At 67.8% G+C, this 18,728-nt stretch carries 13 protein-coding genes; 7 read left to right on the top strand and 6 right to left on the bottom strand.

The window, feature by feature from the left end; translation table 11 throughout:
• The first annotated feature begins 4 nt into the window (after nt 1–4).
• From ppk1 to lpxH, 6 genes are all read left to right on the top strand, one after another.
• Complete coding sequence (gene ppk1 / locus C1933_RS04370; RefSeq protein ID WP_108752306.1) at nt 5–2,092, top strand: polyphosphate kinase 1; 2,088 nt, start codon at nt 5–7, stop codon at nt 2,090–2,092.
• A gap of 375 nt (nt 2,093–2,467) precedes the next feature.
• Nucleotides 2,468–3,994, top strand: coding sequence for an exopolyphosphatase (ppx, locus tag C1933_RS04365; protein WP_108748697.1), 1,527 nt, complete (start codon nt 2,468–2,470; stop codon nt 3,992–3,994).
• Between the two features lie 343 nt (nt 3,995–4,337).
• Nucleotides 4,338–7,265, top strand: a complete 2,928-nt coding sequence (locus C1933_RS04360) for a TonB-dependent receptor (protein ID WP_108752305.1) — start codon at nt 4,338–4,340, stop codon at nt 7,263–7,265.
• Nucleotides 7,266–7,424: 159 nt separating this feature from the next.
• Entirely contained in the window at nt 7,425–8,570 is a 1,146-nt protein-coding gene (locus C1933_RS04355) for a glycosyltransferase family 1 protein (protein ID WP_108752304.1), read from the top strand.
• Nucleotides 8,551–9,090 (top strand): phosphatase PAP2 family protein, encoded by a 540-nt coding sequence (locus C1933_RS04350; protein ID WP_108752303.1) that lies wholly within the window; start codon nt 8,551–8,553, stop codon nt 9,088–9,090. Before C1933_RS04355 ends, C1933_RS04350 begins: the two co-directional genes overlap by 20 nt.
• A 97-nt stretch (nt 9,091–9,187) precedes the next feature.
• Nucleotides 9,188–9,934, top strand: a complete 747-nt coding sequence (lpxH, locus tag C1933_RS04345) for a UDP-2,3-diacylglucosamine diphosphatase (protein ID WP_108752302.1) — start codon at nt 9,188–9,190, stop codon at nt 9,932–9,934.
• Nucleotides 9,935–10,028: 94 nt separating this feature from the next.
• On the opposite strand, the gene C1933_RS04340 is transcribed toward lpxH, so the two are convergent.
• A complete protein-coding gene (locus C1933_RS04340; RefSeq protein ID WP_108752301.1) occupies nt 10,029–11,282 on the bottom strand; it encodes a M12 family metallo-peptidase in 1,254 nt (417 codons plus the stop codon).
• A 225-nt stretch (nt 11,283–11,507) separates the two neighbouring features.
• Between C1933_RS04340 and C1933_RS04335 the strand changes: the two genes are divergently transcribed.
• A complete protein-coding gene (locus C1933_RS04335; protein ID WP_108754734.1) occupies nt 11,508–12,974 on the top strand; it encodes a DUF2235 domain-containing protein in 1,467 nt (488 codons plus the stop codon).
• A gap of 173 nt (nt 12,975–13,147) precedes the next feature.
• Here the strand turns inward: C1933_RS04335 and C1933_RS04330 are convergent, their stop codons facing one another.
• The 5 genes from C1933_RS04330 to folC all read right to left on the bottom strand — a co-directional run bounded on the left by C1933_RS04330 (nt 13,148) and on the right by folC (nt 18,698).
• On the bottom strand, nt 13,148–13,972 hold the full coding sequence (locus C1933_RS04330) for a ferritin-like domain-containing protein (RefSeq protein ID WP_108752300.1): 825 nt from the start codon (nt 13,970–13,972) through the stop codon (nt 13,148–13,150).
• A gap of 10 nt (nt 13,973–13,982) precedes the next feature.
• On the bottom strand, nt 13,983–15,449 hold the full coding sequence (purF, locus tag C1933_RS04325) for an amidophosphoribosyltransferase (RefSeq protein ID WP_108752299.1): 1,467 nt from the start codon (nt 15,447–15,449) through the stop codon (nt 13,983–13,985).
• A gap of 58 nt (nt 15,450–15,507) precedes the next feature.
• Nucleotides 15,508–16,260: a CvpA family protein gene (locus C1933_RS04320; protein WP_233614963.1), complete on the bottom strand. Its 753-nt coding sequence runs from the start codon at nt 16,258–16,260 to the stop codon at nt 15,508–15,510.
• A gap of 46 nt (nt 16,261–16,306) precedes the next feature.
• The gene (locus C1933_RS04315; RefSeq protein ID WP_108752298.1) at nt 16,307–17,347 is read right to left on the bottom strand and encodes an SPOR domain-containing protein; all 1,041 of its coding nucleotides are present in this window, start codon (nt 17,345–17,347) and stop codon (nt 16,307–16,309) included.
• 79 nt (nt 17,348–17,426) lie between these two features.
• The gene (gene folC, locus C1933_RS04310) at nt 17,427–18,698 is read right to left on the bottom strand and encodes a bifunctional tetrahydrofolate synthase/dihydrofolate synthase (protein ID WP_108752297.1); all 1,272 of its coding nucleotides are present in this window, start codon (nt 18,696–18,698) and stop codon (nt 17,427–17,429) included.
• Nucleotides 18,699–18,728 lie beyond the last annotated feature (30 nt).

Genomic DNA, 18,728 nt, shown 5'->3' with positions numbered 1-18,728 from the left:
CGCCATGAGCAGCCTCGGATCCCTCCCCCTCCCCGTGAGCCCGGACAGCGATCCGTTGCGCGACCCGGCGCTGTACATCAACCGCGAACTGTCGCAGCTGGATTTCAACTTCCGCGTGCTGGCCCAGGCCATGGACCCGCAGGTGCCGCTGCTGGAGCGCCTGCGCTTCATGTGCATCTCCTGCACCAACCTGGACGAGTTCTTCGAGATCCGCGCCGCGGCCGTACGCCACGCGCAGGAATTCGGCCTGCCGCCAGCGCCGGACGGGATGAGCCCGCAGGCCATCCTCAACGCCATCCATGACCGCGCCGCCGAACTGGTGGACCAGCAGTACCGTTGCTGGAACCAGACGCTGCGCCCGGCGCTGGCCGAGGCTGGCATCGGCGTGCTCGGTCGGCATTCCTGGAACCACCGGCAGAAGCGCTGGCTGCGCGCGTATTTCCGCAACGAGATCATGCCGGTGCTGTCGCCGCTGGGCCTGGACCCGGTGCATCCGTTCCCGAAGATTCTCAACAAGTCGCTGAACATCGTCGTCGTGCTGAAGGGCACCGACGCGTTCGGCCGCGCCGGCCACCTGGCCATCGTGCGCGCACCGCGTTCGCTGCCGCGCATCATCCAGCTGCCGGAAAGTCTGGGCGGCGGCCAGAACTTCGTGTTCCTGTCCTCGGTGCTGTCGGCCTTCGTCGACGAGCTGTTCCCGGGCATGGAAGTCCAGGGCGCCTACCAGTTCCGCGTCACCCGCAATTCCGAACTGGTGGTGGACGAGGAAGAAGTGGAGAACCTGGCGCTGGCCCTGCGCGATGAACTGGTCGACCGCGGCTACCGGCCAGCGGTGCGCCTGGAGATCGCCGAGGACACGCCCAAGGACATCGTGCGTACCCTGCTGCAGAACTTCGGCCTGACCGAGAACGCGGTGTACCGCATCGACGGCCCGGTGAACCTCAACCGCATCATCCAGCTGTACGACCTGGTGCCGCAGCCGGACCTGAAGTACCCGCCGATGAACCCGCGCACCCTGCGCGACAGCGACGGCATCTTCGAGATCGCCCGCCGCCAGGACCTGCTGCTGCACCATCCGTTCGATGCCTTCACCGCCGTGCTGGACCTGATCAAGCAGGCCGCAGTGGACCCGAACGTGCTGGCGATCAAGCAGACCCTGTACCGCACCGGCAAGGATTCGCTGATCGTCGATGCGCTGATCCAGGCCGCGCGCAACGGCAAGGACGTGACGGTGGTGGTCGAGCTGCGCGCGCGCTTCGACGAGGAAGCCAACCTGGGCCTCGCCGACCGCCTGCAGGAAGCCGGCGTGCAGGTGGTGTACGGCGTGGTGGGCTACAAGACCCATGCCAAGATGCTGCTGATCGTGCGCCGCGAAGGCCGCAAGCTGCGTCGCTACGTGCACCTGGGCACCGGCAACTACCACAGCGGCACCGCACGCGCGTACACCGACATCAGCCTGATCACCGCCGATGCGGATATCGGCAACGACGTGCACCTGCTGTTCCAGCAGCTGTCGGGGCTGGCCTCGAAGATGAAGCTCAAGCGCCTGCTGCAGTCGCCCTTCACCCTGCACACCGGCATTCTCGGCCGCATCGAGCGCGAGACGCGCGTCGCCGCCACCGGTCGCCCGGCGCGCATCATCGCCAAGATGAACGCACTGAACGAACCGCAGGTGGTGCGCGCGCTGTACGCCGCCTCGCAGGCCGGGGTGCAGATCGACCTGATCATCCGTGGCGCCTGCACTCTGCGCCCGGGCGTGCCGGGGGTGTCGGACAACATCCGCGTGCGCTCCATTGTCGGCCGCTTCCTGGAGCACAGCCGCGTGTACTGGTTCGGCAACGACGGCGCGCCGGAGATGTACTGCGCCAGCGCCGACTGGCTGGAACGCAACCTGCTGCGCCGGGTCGAAACCGGCTTCCCGATCCTGGACCCGGAACTGGCCAAGCGGGTCTACCGCGAAGTGCTGCAGAACTACCTGGACGACAACCTCAACGCGTGGGAGCTGGATGCCGAAGGCGTGTACCACAAGCGCGCCCCGGCCCACGACGAAGCGCCGCATTCGGCGCAGATGGCGCTGATGCAGGGGCTGTGATCCGGTAGGTGCCGACCTTGGTCGGCACAACGCGCTCCATGCAGAACACCGGGGTCAGAGCCCGTTGCGCAGCAACGGGATCCGACCCCGTGCCGTCCGGACAGCCGGTAGGTGCCGACCTTGGTCGGCACCTACCAACAGCAAAGGCAGTCGAGCATGGCTCGACTCTACAAAAGCGATTCAACACCGGGGTCAGAGCCCGTTACGCAGCAACCGGACCCACCCCGCCATCCCACGGACAGCCCGCCTTTGACGTTGACGTTGACGTTGACGTTGCATTGAGCAGGTGCAGGGCGCAGCCCTGCCGTACGCCCCCTACAAAATGTGAAGGCCGCGCGGTGACGAGCACACCGCCCCTTCGGCTAACATTCGCCCATGCCGCATACCACCACGACTCCGCCCGCATTGCAGGATGGCGACCTGCTGGCCGCCATCGACCTTGGCTCCAACAGCTTCCACATGGTCATCGCGCGCTACACGCTCGGCCAGCTGCGGGTGATCGACCGCCTGCGCGAAACCGTGCGCATGGCCGATGGCCTGGATGGCAAGGGCGGCCTGTCCGCCGCCGCACGCCAGCGCGCACTGGAATGCCTGGCCCGCTTCGGCCAGCGCATCCGCAACGTGCCCCCGCACCGGGTGCGCGCCCTGGCCACCAACACCGTGCGCCAGCTGCGCTCGCCGCAGGCCTTCCTGATGCCGGCCGAAACCGCGCTGGGGCATGCCATCGAAGTGGTGAGCGGGCGCGAAGAGGCCCGCCTGATCTACCTGGGCGTGGCCCATGCACAGCCGCCCAAGGCCGACCAGCGCCGCCTGGTGATCGACATCGGCGGCGGCTCCACCGAATTCATCATCGGCCAGGGCATGCAGACCCTGGAACGCGAGAGCCTGCAGGCCGGCTGCATCGCCAGCACCCGCCGCTTCTTCCCCGGCGGCAAGCTCAGCCGCAAGCGCTGGAAGGATGCGCTGGCCGAGATCGGCCGCGAGTTCCAGCCCTTCGCCAGCAAGTACCGCGTGCTGGGCTGGCACGAGGCGCTGGGTTCGTCGGGCACGCACAAGGCGATCAGCGAGATCTGCGCCAGCATGAAGCTGAGCAAGGGCGCGATCACCGCCGAAGCCCTGCCGCAGCTGCGCGACGAGCTGCTGAAGGCCAAGAAGATCGACGACATCGAGCTGCCCGGCCTGTCCAGCGACCGCCGGCCGATCATCGCCGGCGGCATCCTGGTGCTGGAAGCGGCCTTCCAGGCGCTGGGCCTGCAGAAGCTGCTGGTCAGCAAGGCGGCCATGCGCGAGGGCATCCTGTACGACATCCTCGGCCGCGCCGGCGAGAACGATCCGCGCGACGAATCGGTAGCCGCGCTCACCCAGCGCTACGGCATCGATACCGCCCAGGCCGACCGCGTGCAGGACACCGCGCTGGGCCTGCTGGAGCAGGTGCAGGAACGCTGGAAGCTGGATGCCGACGATGCGCGCATGCTGGGCTGGGCCGCGCGCCTGCACGAGCTGGGCCTGATGATCGCCCACAGCGGCTACCACGTGCATGGCAGCTACGTGCTGGAAAACTCCGACATCGCCGGCTTCTCGCGCCAGGAACAGCAGATGCTGGCCGCCCTGGTGCGCAGCCACCGGCGCAGCGTCGGCAAGTCCGCGTTCGATGCCCTGCCCGAGCGCCTGCTGCTGACCGCACGGCGCTTGACCGCGCTGCTGCGTCTGGCCGTGCTGCTGAACCGCGCCCACGAAGACGTGCCGCCGCCGGCGCTGGAACTGACCGCCGACGACAGCCGGTTGTCGCTGATCGTCCCACAGGCCTTCATCGATGCGCGCCCGCTGCTGCGCGCCGACCTGATCGGCGAGACCGAAGGCCTGGCTGGCCTGGGCCTGCAGTTCCGCCCGTTCGTGGTCTGAGCGCCGCCCCGACGGGCAGCCCTACCCCTCCCGCAGCACCCCGACAACGGCCCCTCAGCGGGCCGTTGTTCGTTGCGTTTTGCGCAGTTCACTACCTGAATGCGGATTCAGGTTTCTGATTCGCGCCTGACCCGTGACTTTCGTCATGACGCTAAGCCCTTGCTTTTGTTCAAATTGCGTGAACTGAACGCGAAAAATTGCGACACAATTTGCAACACCCTCTTTACAGGTGGTTAACGAACGAGAATAAATCGAAGTCACCGGCTCAGTCCCAACAGGCGAATCCGGCTTTCGCAGGCCCTTTTGGCCTGCATCTGCAGACTCAACGAGAGAGAGAGACTCGATGACTTCACGCTCCACCGTGCTGGGCCAGGCGATCCGCCATGCCCTGATCGTCGGCACCGCGACCATCGCGCTGCCTGCCCTGGCCCAGGACGGCGCCCCCACCACCCTCGACCGCATCGAGATCACCGGTTCGCGCATCCGCCAAGTCGACGTGGAAAACGCCAACCCGGTGCTGGCGATCTCGCGCAAGGACATCGAACGCCAGGGCTTCAGCTCGGTGGCCGACATCCTGCAGAACGTCACCGCCATGGGCAGCCCGGCGATCAGCCGCGCCAACGTGCTCAGCGCCGGTGAAAACGCGGGCGGCACCTACATCGACATGCGCAACCTGGGCGCGCAGCGCACCCTGGTGCTGGTGAACGGCAAGCGCCTGGGCATCAGCACCTCCGGTTACCAGGACGTGTCGAGCCTGCCGGTGTCGGCGGTGGAGCGCATTGAAGTGCTGAAGGACGGCGCCTCGGCCATCTATGGTTCGGACGCCATGGCCGGCGTGGTCAACATCATCACCCGCCACAACGCCACCGGCGTGACCGCCAACGTCTACCACGGCCAGTACAGCCAGGGCGACGGCGCCCGTGACCGCTTCGACGTGGTGGCCGGCTGGGCCAACGACCGCGGCTCGATCACCCTGTCGGCCGAGCATTCGGAAGAAAAGGCGGTGTGGGCCAAGGACCGCGATTTCAGCGCCTTCGGCAACACCTCGCGCCACCCGACCGAAGCGTGGACCACGGTCAGCCAGTGGGGCCAGATCACCGGCCTGCGTGGCCCGGGCTGCACCGCGGCCAACAACGGCACCTGCAGCTACTCGCTGAACCGCGGCGCCGACCCGCTGAACCCGGCCAATTACCACCTGACCAATGCCAATGCACCGGATGGCGATGTCAGCAACACCAACGAACAGATGCACCTGAACTATCCGCTGAAGCGTGATTCGGTGTTCGTCGATGGTCGCCTGAACATCACCGACAACGTGCACTTCAGCACCCAGCTGGGCTACAACAAGCGCGAATCGAGCCGCCAGATCGCCGGCTACCCGCTGCAGTCGTCCACCGCCGGCATCGGTTCGATGTCGATCGACAGCTACTTCAACCCGTTCGGCCGCAAGAACGGCTACGCCACCCCGACCGCCGTGGCCTGGAACCACCGCACCTGGGAAGTGCCGCGCGTCAGCGACAGTGAACTGAAGACCTACCGCGCCGTGGCCGCCTTCGATGGCACCTTCAACATCGGCGAGCGCTACTTCGACTGGGAAGTGGGCTACCAGTACAACAAGAACGAACTGCGCCAGCACGCCACCGGCAACCTGCACAAGGAACGCGTGAAGAACGCCGTCGGCCCGTCGTACTACAACGCCGCTACCGGCAAAGTGGAGTGCGGCAGCGCCGCCGCGCCCATCGCCAACTGCATGGTCTGGAACCCGCTGGTCGCTGCCGGCGTGGTGAACCCGTACGGTCTGACCGGCAACCAGGCCCTGATCGACTACCTGATGCCGGCTGAAGATTCCTCCGGCAAGACCGTGGGCAAGAACTTCTTCGCCACCATCGCCGGCAGCATCCTGACCCTGCCGGGCGGCGACCTGGGCTTCGCCTTCGGTGTTGAACACCGCAAGGAAACCGGTGAATTCATTCCCGATGCGCTGGCCCAGACCGGTGCCACCACCAACCTGGCCGCTGGCCCGACCGGTGGCGGCTACAAGGTGAAGGAAGCCTATCTGGAGTTGAACGCGCCGATCCTGGCCGGTCTGCCGGGCGCGCAGGAGCTGACCCTGAACGCGGCCACCCGCTTCTCGGACTACGACACCTTCGGCAACACGCTCAACAGCAAGTTCGGCTTCAAGTGGCGCCCGATCGAACAGCTGATGGTGCGCGGCACCTGGGCTGAAGGCTTCCGCGCCCCGACCATCAACGACCTGTACGGCGGTGGTTCGGAAACCTTCACCACCGGTTACGCCGATCCCTGCGACACCGTCTACGGCCCGTCGCGTACCAGCGCCGCCGTGCGCGCCCGCTGCGCCCGCGACATCGCCAACGCTGACACCTACCGTCAGCTGAAGCAGGGCAACGTGCCGATCACCAGCAGCACCGACCAGACCCCGGTACCGTTCACCAACGGCTCCAACCCGCTGCTGCAGCCGGAAACCTCCAAGAGCAAGACCCTGGGTCTGGTCTGGAGCCCGAGCTTCATCCGCAACTTCAACGTGTCGCTGGACTGGTGGAAGATCCGCATCGACAACACCATCGTTGCCGACAGCCCGAACCAGATCCTGATCGACTGCTACGAGCAGGGCATCGATTCGCGTTGCGCGCAGTTCACCCGTGATCCGGTGCTGGGCATCGTCAACAAGCTGACCTACGGCAACCGTAACGCCGGTTTCCTGGAAACCGAAGGTTACGACATGGAACTGACCCACCGTCTGGACACCGACGCGCTGGGCAGCTTCAGCACCCAGTGGTCGACCACCTACGTCAGCTCGAACATCTTCCGTTCGACCAACGACCCGACCGTGGTGCCGACCCCGGTCAACGGCATTTCCACCAACTCCACCAGCGGCTTCCGCGTGCGTTCGAACCTGACCGTCGGTTGGGACAAGGGCGACTTCGGTGTCAGCTGGACCGCCCGTTACTACTCCGGCGTGAAGGAGACCTGCCTGAATGCGATCACGCATCCGGATGAGTGCTCCGATCCGGGCGTGCGTGCACCGTGGTACTCCGGCGCCCGCAACTACAACGAGCGCGGTTCGGTCACCTTCCACGACGTGCAGTTCCGCTACAACCTGCCGTGGGATGCCACTGTTTCGGTCGGTGCCAACAACGTGTTCGAGAAGTACGGCCCGAACATGTACACCAAGCCGAACTCGGTGTTCTCCTACTACGGTGGCTACGACATCGGTCGCTTCGTCTACCTGAAGTACCAGCAGCGCTTCTGATCCACCGCGCTGCCGTCATGAGCTGACACGACCACGGCCCTTCGGGGCCGTGGTTTTTTCTGCGTGCGGCAGGCCCGGGCACCGTCATCGGGCGGTCGCATTACGGTCACAACGGCTACATCGCCAGGCCCGAGCATGCCGGAAAACCGGAGGCCCGCCATGCGCCATGCCATCGTCACCGAGACCTATCCGCCGGAGGTCAACGGCGTTGCACTGACTGTGCAGAGCCTGGAGCAGGGATTGCGCGCCGCCGGCCATGAGGTCGATCTGATCCGCCCACGCCAGGCCAACGAAGCGCTGGAAGCCGCGCCGGGCACCCTGCTGGTACCGGGGGCGGCCCTGCCCCGCTACCCCGGCCTGCGCTTCGGCCTGCCCGCCCCCATCCGCCTGGGCCGGCACTGGCAGCAGCACCGCCCTGATGCCATCTACATCGCCACCGAAGGCCCACTGGGCTGGTCGGCGCTGCGCACCGCACGGCGGCTGGGCATTCCGGTGGCCACCGGCTTCCACACCCGCTTCGACGAATACCTGCCCGACTACGGCGTAGCGTGGCTGCAGTCGGCGGCCATGCGCTGGATGCGCCGCTTCCACAACCAGGCCGACGCCACCCTGGTACCGACCCGCGAGCTGCAGCAATTCCTGGGCGAGCAGGGCTTCGAGCGCGTGCGCCTGCTGGCGCGCGCGGTGGACAGCCAGCAGTTCGACCCGGCCCGGCGCGATCCTGCGCTGCGCGAGGAATGGGGCGTGGACGGCAACGGACTGGTGGCCCTGTACGTGGGCCGCATCGCCGCCGAAAAGAACCTGGGGCTGGCGGTGAAGGCCTTCCGCCGCCTGCAGCAGGTACGACCGAAGGCACGCTTCGTGTTCGTGGGCGATGGCCCGGCGCGCGAAAAACTGGCCCACGACAATCCCGATTTCATTTTCTGCGGCATCCAGCGCGGCGACGCGCTGGCCCGCCATTTCGCCAGCGGCGATCTGTTCCTGTTCCCCAGCCGCAGCGAGACGTTCGGCAACGTGACTCTGGAAAGCATGGCCAGCGGCCTGGCCACGGTGGCCTTCGATTACGGTGCCGCGCGCGAATACCTGCGCAACGGCGAAAACGGCGCGCCCGTGGACGACGATGCGCAGTTCGTGGAGGCCGCCGTGCAGCTGGCCAGCGATGACGCGCTGCGCCGCGAGCTGGGCAGCAATGCCGCCCGCGCGATGAAGCGCCTGCACCCGCAGCAGGTGGTGGCCGAGTTCGAATCGCTGCTGGCCGAACTGGCACAGGCGCGGAGGAACGGCCATGCGCACCACGCCGCTTGAATCGCTGGCCGGGCGCGAAGCACGGCTGTGCCGCCGCGCCAACCACTACTGCCGCCGCCGCCGGGTACGCCGCCTGTTCGCGGTGATCAGCCGCCTGGGCGACGGCGTGTTCTGGTACCTGCTGATGGGCGCGCTGGTGCTGGTGGATGGCTTCGATGGCCTGCGGGCATCGGTGCACATGGCCGCCACCGGGCTGGCCGCGCTGCTGCTGTACAAGGGGCTGAAGCGCTGGACCCGGCGCCCGCGCCCGTATGCAGCCGACCTGCGCATCCGCGCCTGGGTGGCCCCGCTGGACGAGTTCAGCTTCCCGTCGGGACACACCCTGCATGCGGTGTCGTTCACCATCGTGGCGCTGGCCTACTACCCGTGGCTGGCACCGCTGCTGGTGCCGTTCACCCTGGGCGTGGGACTGTCGCGGGTGGTACTGGGCCTGCACTACCCCAGCGATGTACTGGCCGCGACGGGCATCGCCACGCTGCTGGCGTGGGCCAGCCTGGCCTGGCTGCCGCTGCCGGTGTGATACGGCTTGGATTAATTCCGGGGGGTCGGATCCCTTTCCTGCGGAAAGGGCTCTGACCCCGGCCCGACGCGGCGGGCCGATGCCCTAGAATGCCCACATGACCACGTTGTTCATTTCCGATCTGCACCTGGACCCCAGCCGTCCAGCCATCACCGACCTGTTCCTGCGCTTCCTGCGCGAGGAAGCGCCTGGCGCCGATGCGCTGTACATCCTGGGCGACCTGTTCGAAGCCTGGATCGGCGATGACACGCCCTCGCCGGTGGCCGACGCCGTGGCCGACGCACTGAAGACGCTGTCCGAAAGCGGCGTGCCGATCTATTTCATCCGCGGCAACCGCGATTTCCTTCTGGGCGAAGACTATGCGCGCCGCGCCGGCCTGCGCATCCTGCCCGACCCCTGCGTGATCGATCTGTACGGCCGCGCGGTGATGCTGCAGCACGGTGACCTGCTGTGTACCGATGACATTCCCTACCAGCAGTTTCGCGCGCAGACCCGCGATCCGGTGTTCCAGGCACAGTTCCTGGCGCAGCCGCTGGCCGCACGCATTGCGTTCGCGCACAAGGCACGCGATGCCAGCCAGGCCCGCCAGTCGGAAATGAAGCAGGGCGACCGCGCACAGTTTGAAACGGTGACCGACGTGGCCCCGGCGGAAGTGGAAGCCACCTTCGCACGCCATGGTGTGGACACCATGATCCACGGGCATACCCACCGCCCGGCCATCCACAGCCTGCAGGCCGGTGGCCGCAACTGCACCCGCATCGTGCTGGGCGACTGGTACGAACAGGGTTCGGTGCTGCGCGTGGACGCCGACGGTTGGCACCTGGATTCGCTCAAGCGCGAATGACGGATTGCCGAGCGCCAACCAAGGTTGGCATCTACCAGAGCGCGTAGGCCGGTAGACGCCGACCTTGGTCGGCGGGTGCCATCCGGTAACCGCGTCAGCGGAAGCCGGCGATGGTGGCCTTGGTATTCACCAGCACGCGCTGGTTGTCGGCGCTGCTGGCAATGCCCATCGGCACACCGTTGTAACTGATGTTCGGGTTCGACCAGAAATTCAGCCGCGGGCAGCCGGCCGAGCAGGCATAGGCCATGATCGTGCGCCAGCGCGAACCACTGGCCGGTTCATAGCGATAACCATGGCCATAGGCATACGGCGACGTGCTGGGGTCGGCGGCGATGTCATGCCGCGCACTCTGCAGGTGGCCGATTTCGTGGGCAAACGAGTAGTAGCCGGTCGCGCAGTCCCAATACACCGCGGCGAAGGCGGTGGACGCGGTGGAGCCGATGCCCGAGGCCAGCCCGCAATAACTGCTGTTGTTGATCAGCAGCACGCCGACATCGGCCGCGGTGTTGTTGCGGCTGGTGTGGATGCTGTCCATGTAGCCGTCGCTGGTGCTGCGGAAGCGGGCCAGGTCGGTGCTGAAATTGCCGGACTCGGTGTAGCTGGTGGTTTCGTACCCGGCCAACTGCAGGGTGATGCCCACGTTGCTGTTGGTATAGCCCTGGTTGGATTCGGCCACCGCCAGCTGCACCAGCGATTGCATGTTGCCGCCATAGGCGGCCACCGCCGCATTGGTGGCTACCACCAGCACGCGGATCGTGGCCGGACTGCCCGATGACGCCTGCGCGATGCCGACACGATCATTGGCCGGCATGCTGATCTTCGGCAGCTGGTTGTAATCGGCCGGATGATCGGCGGGCATGCGCGATTCATCCACTTCCACCAGCACGTGCCGATCGCCCAATGGACGCAGCCGGTACAGCGTGCCGTCCTTGCGGATGGAACCGGTGAGCGTGTTGCCCGACCGCACCAGGATGACCGAATTCGCCGGATCATCCGGCAGTGTGGCGCCCGCCTTCTGCAGGCGATCGGACGGGCTGCGGATCTGCCCGTACCAGACACTGCCCCCGTCGGCCAACGCCTCGACCCGGCTGCGCGTGGCCTGCACCTGCTGCCCCAGCAGTTCGAATTCCAGCTGCGACTGCGCGGTGGCCGCCGCATCCACCCGCACTTCCTGCACCGTTGCGGTGGACGGTGCCGACAGCAGCCGCCCCAGCTGCGGTTCACTGCTGGCCGAGGCCCGGCTGAGCACGGTGACCGGTTCGAACAGCGGCGCCGCCTGCGCGGCCGTTACCACGCACAGCCCCAACAACACACCACCTGCCGCTTGACCGATGTATCTGGACATCATCTTGTCGCTCCTTGGAGTGAAGTAGACAGCGTTGATGCAGCACGACCCGGGTGCCGGGTGTGGCCATATGGCCTGCGCAGCCCCCGTGAATACAAGCCTTGAAGCCGGTCGGCATGCGGATCTGTGACGGCCAGCGGCAGTGTTCAGGCAGGTCAAGAGCCGCTGTACACTGCGCCCATACACGGCCTTCGCACCGCCGTGACATGACCACCACAGGGGATGCACATGGCTGCAGGTCAGACCCGCAACGGGGACAGTGCGCAGGGCGCCGTGCTGCACCTGGGCCTGTTCTTCGATGGCACCCGCAACAACGCGCACAACCTGGCGCGCGGGCGGCCGCAGCCACCGCAACCGCGCCCTGCCCTGCTGCGTGCCGACGACGATTCGACCTACCAGAGCCGGCTGACCAGCAGCTACGACAACGGCACCACCAACATCGCGCGGCTGCACCAGCTGTACCCGGACAGCCGTCGTGCGCCGCTGGCCGAACCGTCGCTGGCGATCTACGTGGAAGGGGTGGGAACCCGCGACGATGCCGAGGATGATCTGATCGGCCTGGCCTTCGGCATTGGCGCCAGCGGTGTGCGCGCCAAGGTGCAGCGCGCACTGCACGAGCTGCTGCCGGCTGCGCTTTCGGCGCTGACGGCGCACTGGCAGCAGCCGCTGCACGGGGTGCAGGTCGATCTGTTCGGCTTTTCGCGCGGGGCCGCGGCCGCGCGCGACCTGGCCAATCAACTGCGTGGCTGGGATGCCAACCAGTGGCGCCTGCGCCTGCAGGGCGCCGGGTTGCCCTGCGCCGCCGACTTCGCCCTGCCGCGCCCTGCACTGCGTTTCGTCGGGTTGTTCGACACCGTGGTGGCGGTCAGCGGCCGGCGCGCCGACGAGCAGCCGCGCATCGCCCTGCCGGCGGGCATTGCCGAGCGTGTGGTGCAACTGAGTGCGCGCGACGAGCATCGCCAGCACTACGCCTTGACCACGGTCGCACCGACCCATGAAGAGATTGCCCTGCCGGGCGTGCACGCCAACATCGGCGGCGGCTACGACCAGCTGGAAGAAGGCCCGAAACTGCTGGCTCGCCCGCGCCGGCAGCCGTTGCGGCGGGCGCCGGTGGACGATTACCAGACCCCCACGCTGGCGATGCTGCAGGCCACCACGGTCTACGCCGAAGCGCAGGCCGATGCCGAGCGCTGGCGCCAGCAGCTGGGGGCGACGGAAAAGGAAGTATGGGTGGATGTGTGGCACCAGTGGCAGCAGCAGCGCCGCGCCGGCAGCCGCAGCGTGATGATGGCACCGGTGCTGCACGTGACCGCTGCGGTGGTGCTGCGTAGGCGCATCGACTGGCGCTACCAGCTGATCGCCCTGCAGGTGATGCAGCAGCGCGCCGCTGAAGCCGGCGTGCAGTGGAGCGCAGATGGGGCGCAGGTGCCGGGCTGGGAGCTGCCAGCGCCGCTGCAGCCGATCGCGCGCCGGCTGCTGGCGGGGCAGACCCTGACGCCGACCCAGGAAGCCCTGCTGCGACGCCGTTACCTGATGCAGTCGGCGCACTGGAACTTCGATGCACTGGGCGATACCGCGCTGACCTTCGCCGCCGATGCGGGGGTGAGCGAGCTGCCGTATCGGCCGGGGCCGGGGTTGTTCTACATCAACCGGCCAACGGTGGATGGCCGACGGGTGGTGCTGCCCAACGCGTGAGGCCCATCCACGCATGGCGTGGATCTACTACGCGAACCCGCTTCTGGTAGGTGCCAAGCTTGCCCGCTTCTGGTAGGTGCCAAGCTTGCTTGGCACAGCGCATCAGCGCGCGGCCATCCACGCATGGCGTGGATCTACCGATACATGCGTGGATGGACGCCCTGCCCTGCGGCTCAGCCGGCCTGTTCCACCAGATTGGCCAGCTCGTCTTCATCGAAACCGGCCAGCAGCCGCGCTTCCAGATTGAACGGCCCATGCAGGTAACCGCCGGCGAACTCCTGCAGCAATGCTTTGAAGCGCGCACGCGGCTCGACGCCGGCGCGATCGCAGTACCAGCGGTACCAGCGCGAACCGGCGGCCACGTGGGCCACTTCCTCGCGCAGGATCACTTGCAGGACATCAGCGGTAGCAGCATCGCCGACGTTGCGCAGCTTCTCGATCATGCCCGGCGTCACGTCCAGGCCACGCGCTTCCAGCACGCGCGGCACCAGCGCCATGCGTGCCAGGCCGTCGTGGGCGGTCTTCTCACACATTTCCCACAAGCCGTTATGGGCGGGGAAATCGGCGTATTCGTGGCCATGCGCCAACAGGCGTTCGCGCAGCAGCATGAAGTGGCGCGATTCGTCGTCGGCGCAACTGACCCAGTCGGCGTGGAAGGCCGGCGGCAGGCCACGGAAGCGGTAGACCGCATCCCAGGCCAGGTCGATGGCGTTCAGTTCGATATGGGCGATGGCGTGGATGAAGGCAGCCCGCCCTTCCACGCCACCCAACCCGCGCCGCGGCACTTCGCGCGGATGCACCAGCCGCAGCTGCGGCGGCCGCCCGGGCATGCGGATCGGCTCGGGCGGCGGCGCATCGGCCGGCACCTTCAGGCGTCCGCTGCGGAAGGCCGCTGCGTAGGCCTGGGTCAGTGCCACCTTGCGCAGCGGATCGGCTTCGGCCAGACACTGCTGCGCGGCGCGCAGCAGGTCACCGCCTGCGTCGGGCAGGTCAACCACCGGCTGCGCCTCAGGCGCGGCGCTTGTGCTTGGCATCGTCCGAACGCAACTGCTGGATGCGCTCGAAATAGCCCGGCTCGATACCGGTGGGGTAATGCCCGTTGAAGCACGACGAATCGAAGTTCTGCAGTGCGGCGTTACCTTCGCGCACCGCCGCTTCCATGTCTTCGATGTCCTGGTAGATCAGCCAGTCGCAGCCCAGGTGCGCCTCGATCTCTTCCACGCTGCGGTTGTGCGCCACCAGCTCTTCGGCGGCCGGCATGTCGATGCCGTAGATGTTGGGGAAGCGCACCGGCGGTGCGGCGCTGGCCAGGTAGACCTTGCGGGCACCGGCGTCGCGCGCCATCTGCACGATCTGCTGGCTGGTGGTGCCGCGCACGATGGAATCATCCACCAGCAGCACCACGCGGTTGCGGAATTCCAGGTGGATCGGGTTCAGCTTGCGGCGCACCGATTTCACCCGCTCGCCCTGCCCCGGCATGATGAAGGTGCGGCCGACGTAGCGGTTCTTGATGAAGCCTTCGCGGTACTTCACGCCCAGCACGTTGGAAATTTCCAGCGCGGCGTCACGCGAGGTATCGGGAATCGGAATGATGGTGTCGATGTCGTGGTCCGGGCGCAGGCGCAGGATCTTCTCGCCCAGCTTGATGCCCATGCGCATGCGCGCCTTGTGCACCGACACGTTGTCGATCATCGAATCGGGGCGGGCAAAGTACACGTACTCGAAGATGCACGGGGTGTGCTCGGCCGGCTCGGCGCAGATTTCCGAGAACAGCTCGCCGCGCGCGGTGATCACCAGCGCTTCGCCGGGCTGCACATCACGCACGCGCTGGAAACCGAGGATGTCCAGCGCCGCCGATTCGGAGGCCACGATGTACTCATCGCCTTCGGCGTGGCTGCGCTTGCCCAGCACCAGCGGGCGGATGCCGTGCGGATCGCGGAAGGCGACCAGGCCCAGGCCCAGCACCACGCTGACCACGGCATAGCCACCCTTGCAGCGACGGTGCACGCCGGCCACCGCGCGGATCGCCGCTTCCGGGCTCAGCTGGCGCTGCTGTTCCAGTTCGTAGGCGAACACGTTCAGCAGCACTTCGCTGTCCGAATCGGTGTTGACGTTGCGGCGGTCCTGCTCGAACACCTGCTGGCGCAGGGCTTCGGTATTGATCAGGTTGCCGTTGTGGGCCAGGGCGATGCCGTAGGGCGAGTTGACGTAGAACGGCTGCGCCTCGTCCATGCCCTCCGAACCGGCGGTCGGGTAGCGCACATGGGCGATGCCGACGCTGCCTTCCAGGGTGGACATGGTGCGCGCATCGAACACATCGCGGACCAGGCCGGTGGCCTTCTGCACCCGCAGGCGGCTGCCGCTGGCGGTGGCGATGCCTGCCGCGTCCTGGCCACGGTGCTGGAGGACGGTCAAGCCGTCATACAACTGCCCGGCGACGTTCTGGTTGCCGACGATTCCGACGATGCCACACATGGTGCGAGGTCTCCGCTGGGCAGTGCCCAGTTACAAGGAAGGTGGCCGTGCCTGGCCTTTAGTGGTCGCCGCGCCTGCGGTCGACGTTGGCCGGATCGTCCGGCTCGATGTTGCCCGGCAGTGCAGGGGCATCCGGGCGCACTTCGGCCGGATCGTATGCTTCGCCCTGTTCCGCTTTCGCGGGCCGCAGCCATCCGCTGCCCGCCACTACCTGGTTGAGGATGCCATTATCGCCTGTCGCGCCCGGCTTGCCCAAATCGGCGCCGGCGCTCTTGCCCAGTTCCATCAACGCAGATGGGGACAAAGCGTCCATCGGCAAGGCCTTGGGCAGCAGATCGGCACCGGGCACCTGCCAGTGCGGCAGTTTGCTGTTCATCCAGGCCACGGCCGGGTTCAGCACCGGGCGGATGGCCGAGGCCTGCCACGACCGTTCGGCGGCCAATGGGGTGAAGCTGCCCAGCAGCAGCAGGATGGCGGCGATCAGGCCGCCGCGCACGGCGCCCAGCACCCCGCCCAGCAGGCGGTCCAGGCTGCCCAGCATGTTGCGGTGGACGATGTGCTTGATGACCATGCCGATCACGGCCACCACGATCATCACGCCGATGCCGACGCCCAGATAGCCACCGACGAAGTGTTCGCCGCCGGGGGCGGCCGGGGCCGCCCACCAGCGGGCGGCATCATTGCCGAAGGCGAAGGCCGCCCAGGCCGCCACCAGCCACGACACCGTGCCGATGACGATGCTCACAAAGCCGCGCAGCAACCCCAGCAGGGTGGAGGCGGCGATCACGATCAGCAGCACCACGTCGATCATGGCGCCCCGCTCCTTCGGCGGCGCTGGCAACGAGGCGGCGGACAGGTCATGGGTGCGGGCGCACCATGCCGGCCACGCCGACCTTGGCGGCCACCTGGGCCTTCAGCTGGTCGGCGTCGGCGCGGTTGGCCACGGGCCCCACGCGCACCCGGTGCAGGGTGCCCTTGTCGGTGCGCACCTGCTCGACGAAGGCGCTGAAACCGGCCGCACGCACCTTGTCGCGCAAGGCATTTGCGTCATTGGCCTGGCCGAAGGCCCCCAGCTGCACGGCGAAACCGACGCTGCTGGCCGCAGGCGCCGCGGGCGTTGCCGGTGCCGGCTTGGCCGCAGCGCTGGCCTCGGGCTTGGGCTGCGGCTTCGGGGTTTCAGGCTTCGGCGCTTCCGGCTTCGGTGCCGGCTTGGGCGCTTCGGGCTTCGGCGCTGCCGCCACCGGCGTGCTGGCCGGCAGGGCTTCGCTGCGCACCGGGTTGGCCGTGGCGGCCGAAGACGGTGCGGCCACCGGGGTACTGGCGCTGGGCGCGGTCGCCGCCGGGCTGGCGGCAACGGCTGCCGCCGGAGCCGCGTCCAGGGTGATCACTTCGGCCTTCACGTCGGCCCGCACCTTCACCGCCTGCAACCGGGCCGCTTCGGCCTGGGCACGATCGGCATACGGCCCCACGCGCACCCGCCACGCCGCGCGACCATTGATGGTGGTGGTGTCCGAGAAGCCCGGCAGCTGCGAGCGCTTCAGGTAGGCGATCACCGCCTCGGCATCGGCCTGGCTGGCGTAGGCGCCGAAGGTGACCGCGTAGTTGCCGGCGGCAACGGCCGGCGAGGTGTCCACGGTGGGCGGGGTGGCCGGTGCGGCCGCTTCGTCCAGCGCACGGGCCTGGCCACTCTGCAGGCCGGTGGCGCCGCCTGCCGGAGCCACCAGAGGCAGCTCACGGGTTTCGAACTGGCCATCGCCCGGCGCATCGGGCGCGGTGATCGGCACATTGGCCACACCGCTGTCCGGGGCCGGCCCCTTGACCAGCATCGGCAGGAAGATCACGGCCAAGGCCACCAGGACGATGGCGCCAATCAAACGCTGTTTCAGGGGTGTATCCACGTGAGGCAGGCGACAGGCGGGAGTTGGGTCGATTATACGGGTGCCGGGCGAAACGGCGTCGGCGTCGGCTGAACGCGGGTCAGGCCGAGGCCTGCAGCCACGCCAGCGCCTGTGCCGCGGTGTGGAACGAGCCGAACACCAGCACGCGATCGCCGCGCTGCGCCTGCGCCAGCACCTGCTGCAGGGCCTGCTCGACGCTGTCGGCCCGCGGGGCCGCTGCCGCGGCGGTGTCAGCCAGGCGCGCCTGCAGCTGCTGCGCGCTCTGCCCACGGGCGCCGTCCAGGCCGGCCAGGGTCCACTGCGTCACCACGTCCTGCAGCGCGTTCACCACGCCCACCGCGTCCTTGTCCTGCAGCGCGGCGTACACCGCCAGGGTGCGGCCAGGCACGACTTCGGCCTTCAGCGCGCGGGCCAGCTGCCCGGCCGCCTGCGGGTTGTGGCCCACATCCACCCGGATCTGCACGCCATCGCGCTCGAACGCCTGCAGGCGGCCGGCAATGCGCGCGGCGGCCACGCCTTCGGCCCAGGCCGCGCGCGGCACCGGCTTGTCCAGCGCGCGCAGGGCGGCGATCGCCGCGCCGGCATTGGCCAGCTGGATCGGGCCAGCCAGCGCCGGGGTCGGCAGCTCCAGGCGGGTGCCGACATCGCGCCAGCGCCAGCGCTGCGCATCGATCGGTTCGTAGAAGTAGTCGCTGCCACCGCGGATGGCATTGGCACCCAGCAGATAGGCACGGGCCAGCACGCTGGACGGCGGATCGGTCTCGGCCAGGATCACCGGCTTCCAGCCACGGATGATGCCGGCCTTCTCGGCGCCGATGGCTTCGCGGTCCTCGCCCAGCCATTCGGCGTGGTCGATATCCACGGTGGTGATCACCGACACATCCGCATCGACGATGTTCACCGCGTCCAGGCGACCACCCAACCCCACTTCCAGCACGGCCAGATCCAGCCCGGCCGCCGCGAACAGGTGCAGCGCGGCCAGCGTGCCGTACTCGAAATAGGTCAAGGTGGTCTGCCCGCGCGCCGCTTCCACCGCGTTGAACGCCGCCACCAGCGCGGCATCGTCCACGTCCTGGCCATCGATGCGCACGCGCTCGTTGTAGCGCAGCAGGTGCGGCGAGGTGTAGGCGCCAACCTTCCAGCCGGCGGCGCGGGCGATGGCTTCGATGAAGGCGACGGTGGAACCCTTGCCGTTGGTGCCACCGACCACGATGGTGCGCCCGGCCGGTGCGCCCAGGCCCATCGCCGCGGCCACGCTGCGCACGCGCTCCAGGCCCATGTCGATGCTCGCCGGGTGCTGGCGTTCAATGTAGTCCAGCCAGTCGGCCAGGGTGGTCGGGGTGTTCGTCACGGCAAGGGTTCCAGCAGCAGCAGGTGGTTC

The organism is Stenotrophomonas sp. ZAC14D2_NAIMI4_6, assembly GCF_003086875.1.
Lineage (GTDB): Bacteria > Pseudomonadota > Gammaproteobacteria > Xanthomonadales > Xanthomonadaceae > Stenotrophomonas.
The sequence above is the reverse complement of the archived record's forward strand: the minus strand, read 5'-3'. Positions and strand labels throughout refer to the sequence as shown.

Excerpts from the sequence above, each read along its gene's own strand:
- ppx (WP_108748697.1), top strand. The coding sequence starts at position 2,468 with ATGCCGCATACCACCACGACTCCGCCCGCATTGCAGGATGGCGACCTG.
- purF (WP_108752299.1), bottom strand. The coding sequence starts at position 15,449 with ATGTGTGGCATCGTCGGAATCGTCGGCAACCAGAACGTCGCCGGGCAG.
- C1933_RS04350 (WP_108752303.1), top strand. The coding sequence starts at position 8,551 with ATGCGCACCACGCCGCTTGAATCGCTGGCCGGGCGCGAAGCACGGCTG.
- C1933_RS04340 (WP_108752301.1), bottom strand. The coding sequence starts at position 11,282 with ATGATGTCCAGATACATCGGTCAAGCGGCAGGTGGTGTGTTGTTGGGG.
- C1933_RS04355 (WP_108752304.1), top strand. The coding sequence starts at position 7,425 with ATGCGCCATGCCATCGTCACCGAGACCTATCCGCCGGAGGTCAACGGC.
- lpxH (WP_108752302.1), top strand. The coding sequence starts at position 9,188 with ATGACCACGTTGTTCATTTCCGATCTGCACCTGGACCCCAGCCGTCCA.
- C1933_RS04320 (WP_233614963.1), bottom strand. The coding sequence starts at position 16,260 with ATGATCGACGTGGTGCTGCTGATCGTGATCGCCGCCTCCACCCTGCTG.
- C1933_RS04360 (WP_108752305.1), top strand. The coding sequence starts at position 4,338 with ATGACTTCACGCTCCACCGTGCTGGGCCAGGCGATCCGCCATGCCCTG.
- C1933_RS04335 (WP_108754734.1), top strand. The coding sequence starts at position 11,508 with ATGGCTGCAGGTCAGACCCGCAACGGGGACAGTGCGCAGGGCGCCGTG.
- ppk1 (WP_108752306.1), top strand. The coding sequence starts at position 5 with ATGAGCAGCCTCGGATCCCTCCCCCTCCCCGTGAGCCCGGACAGCGAT.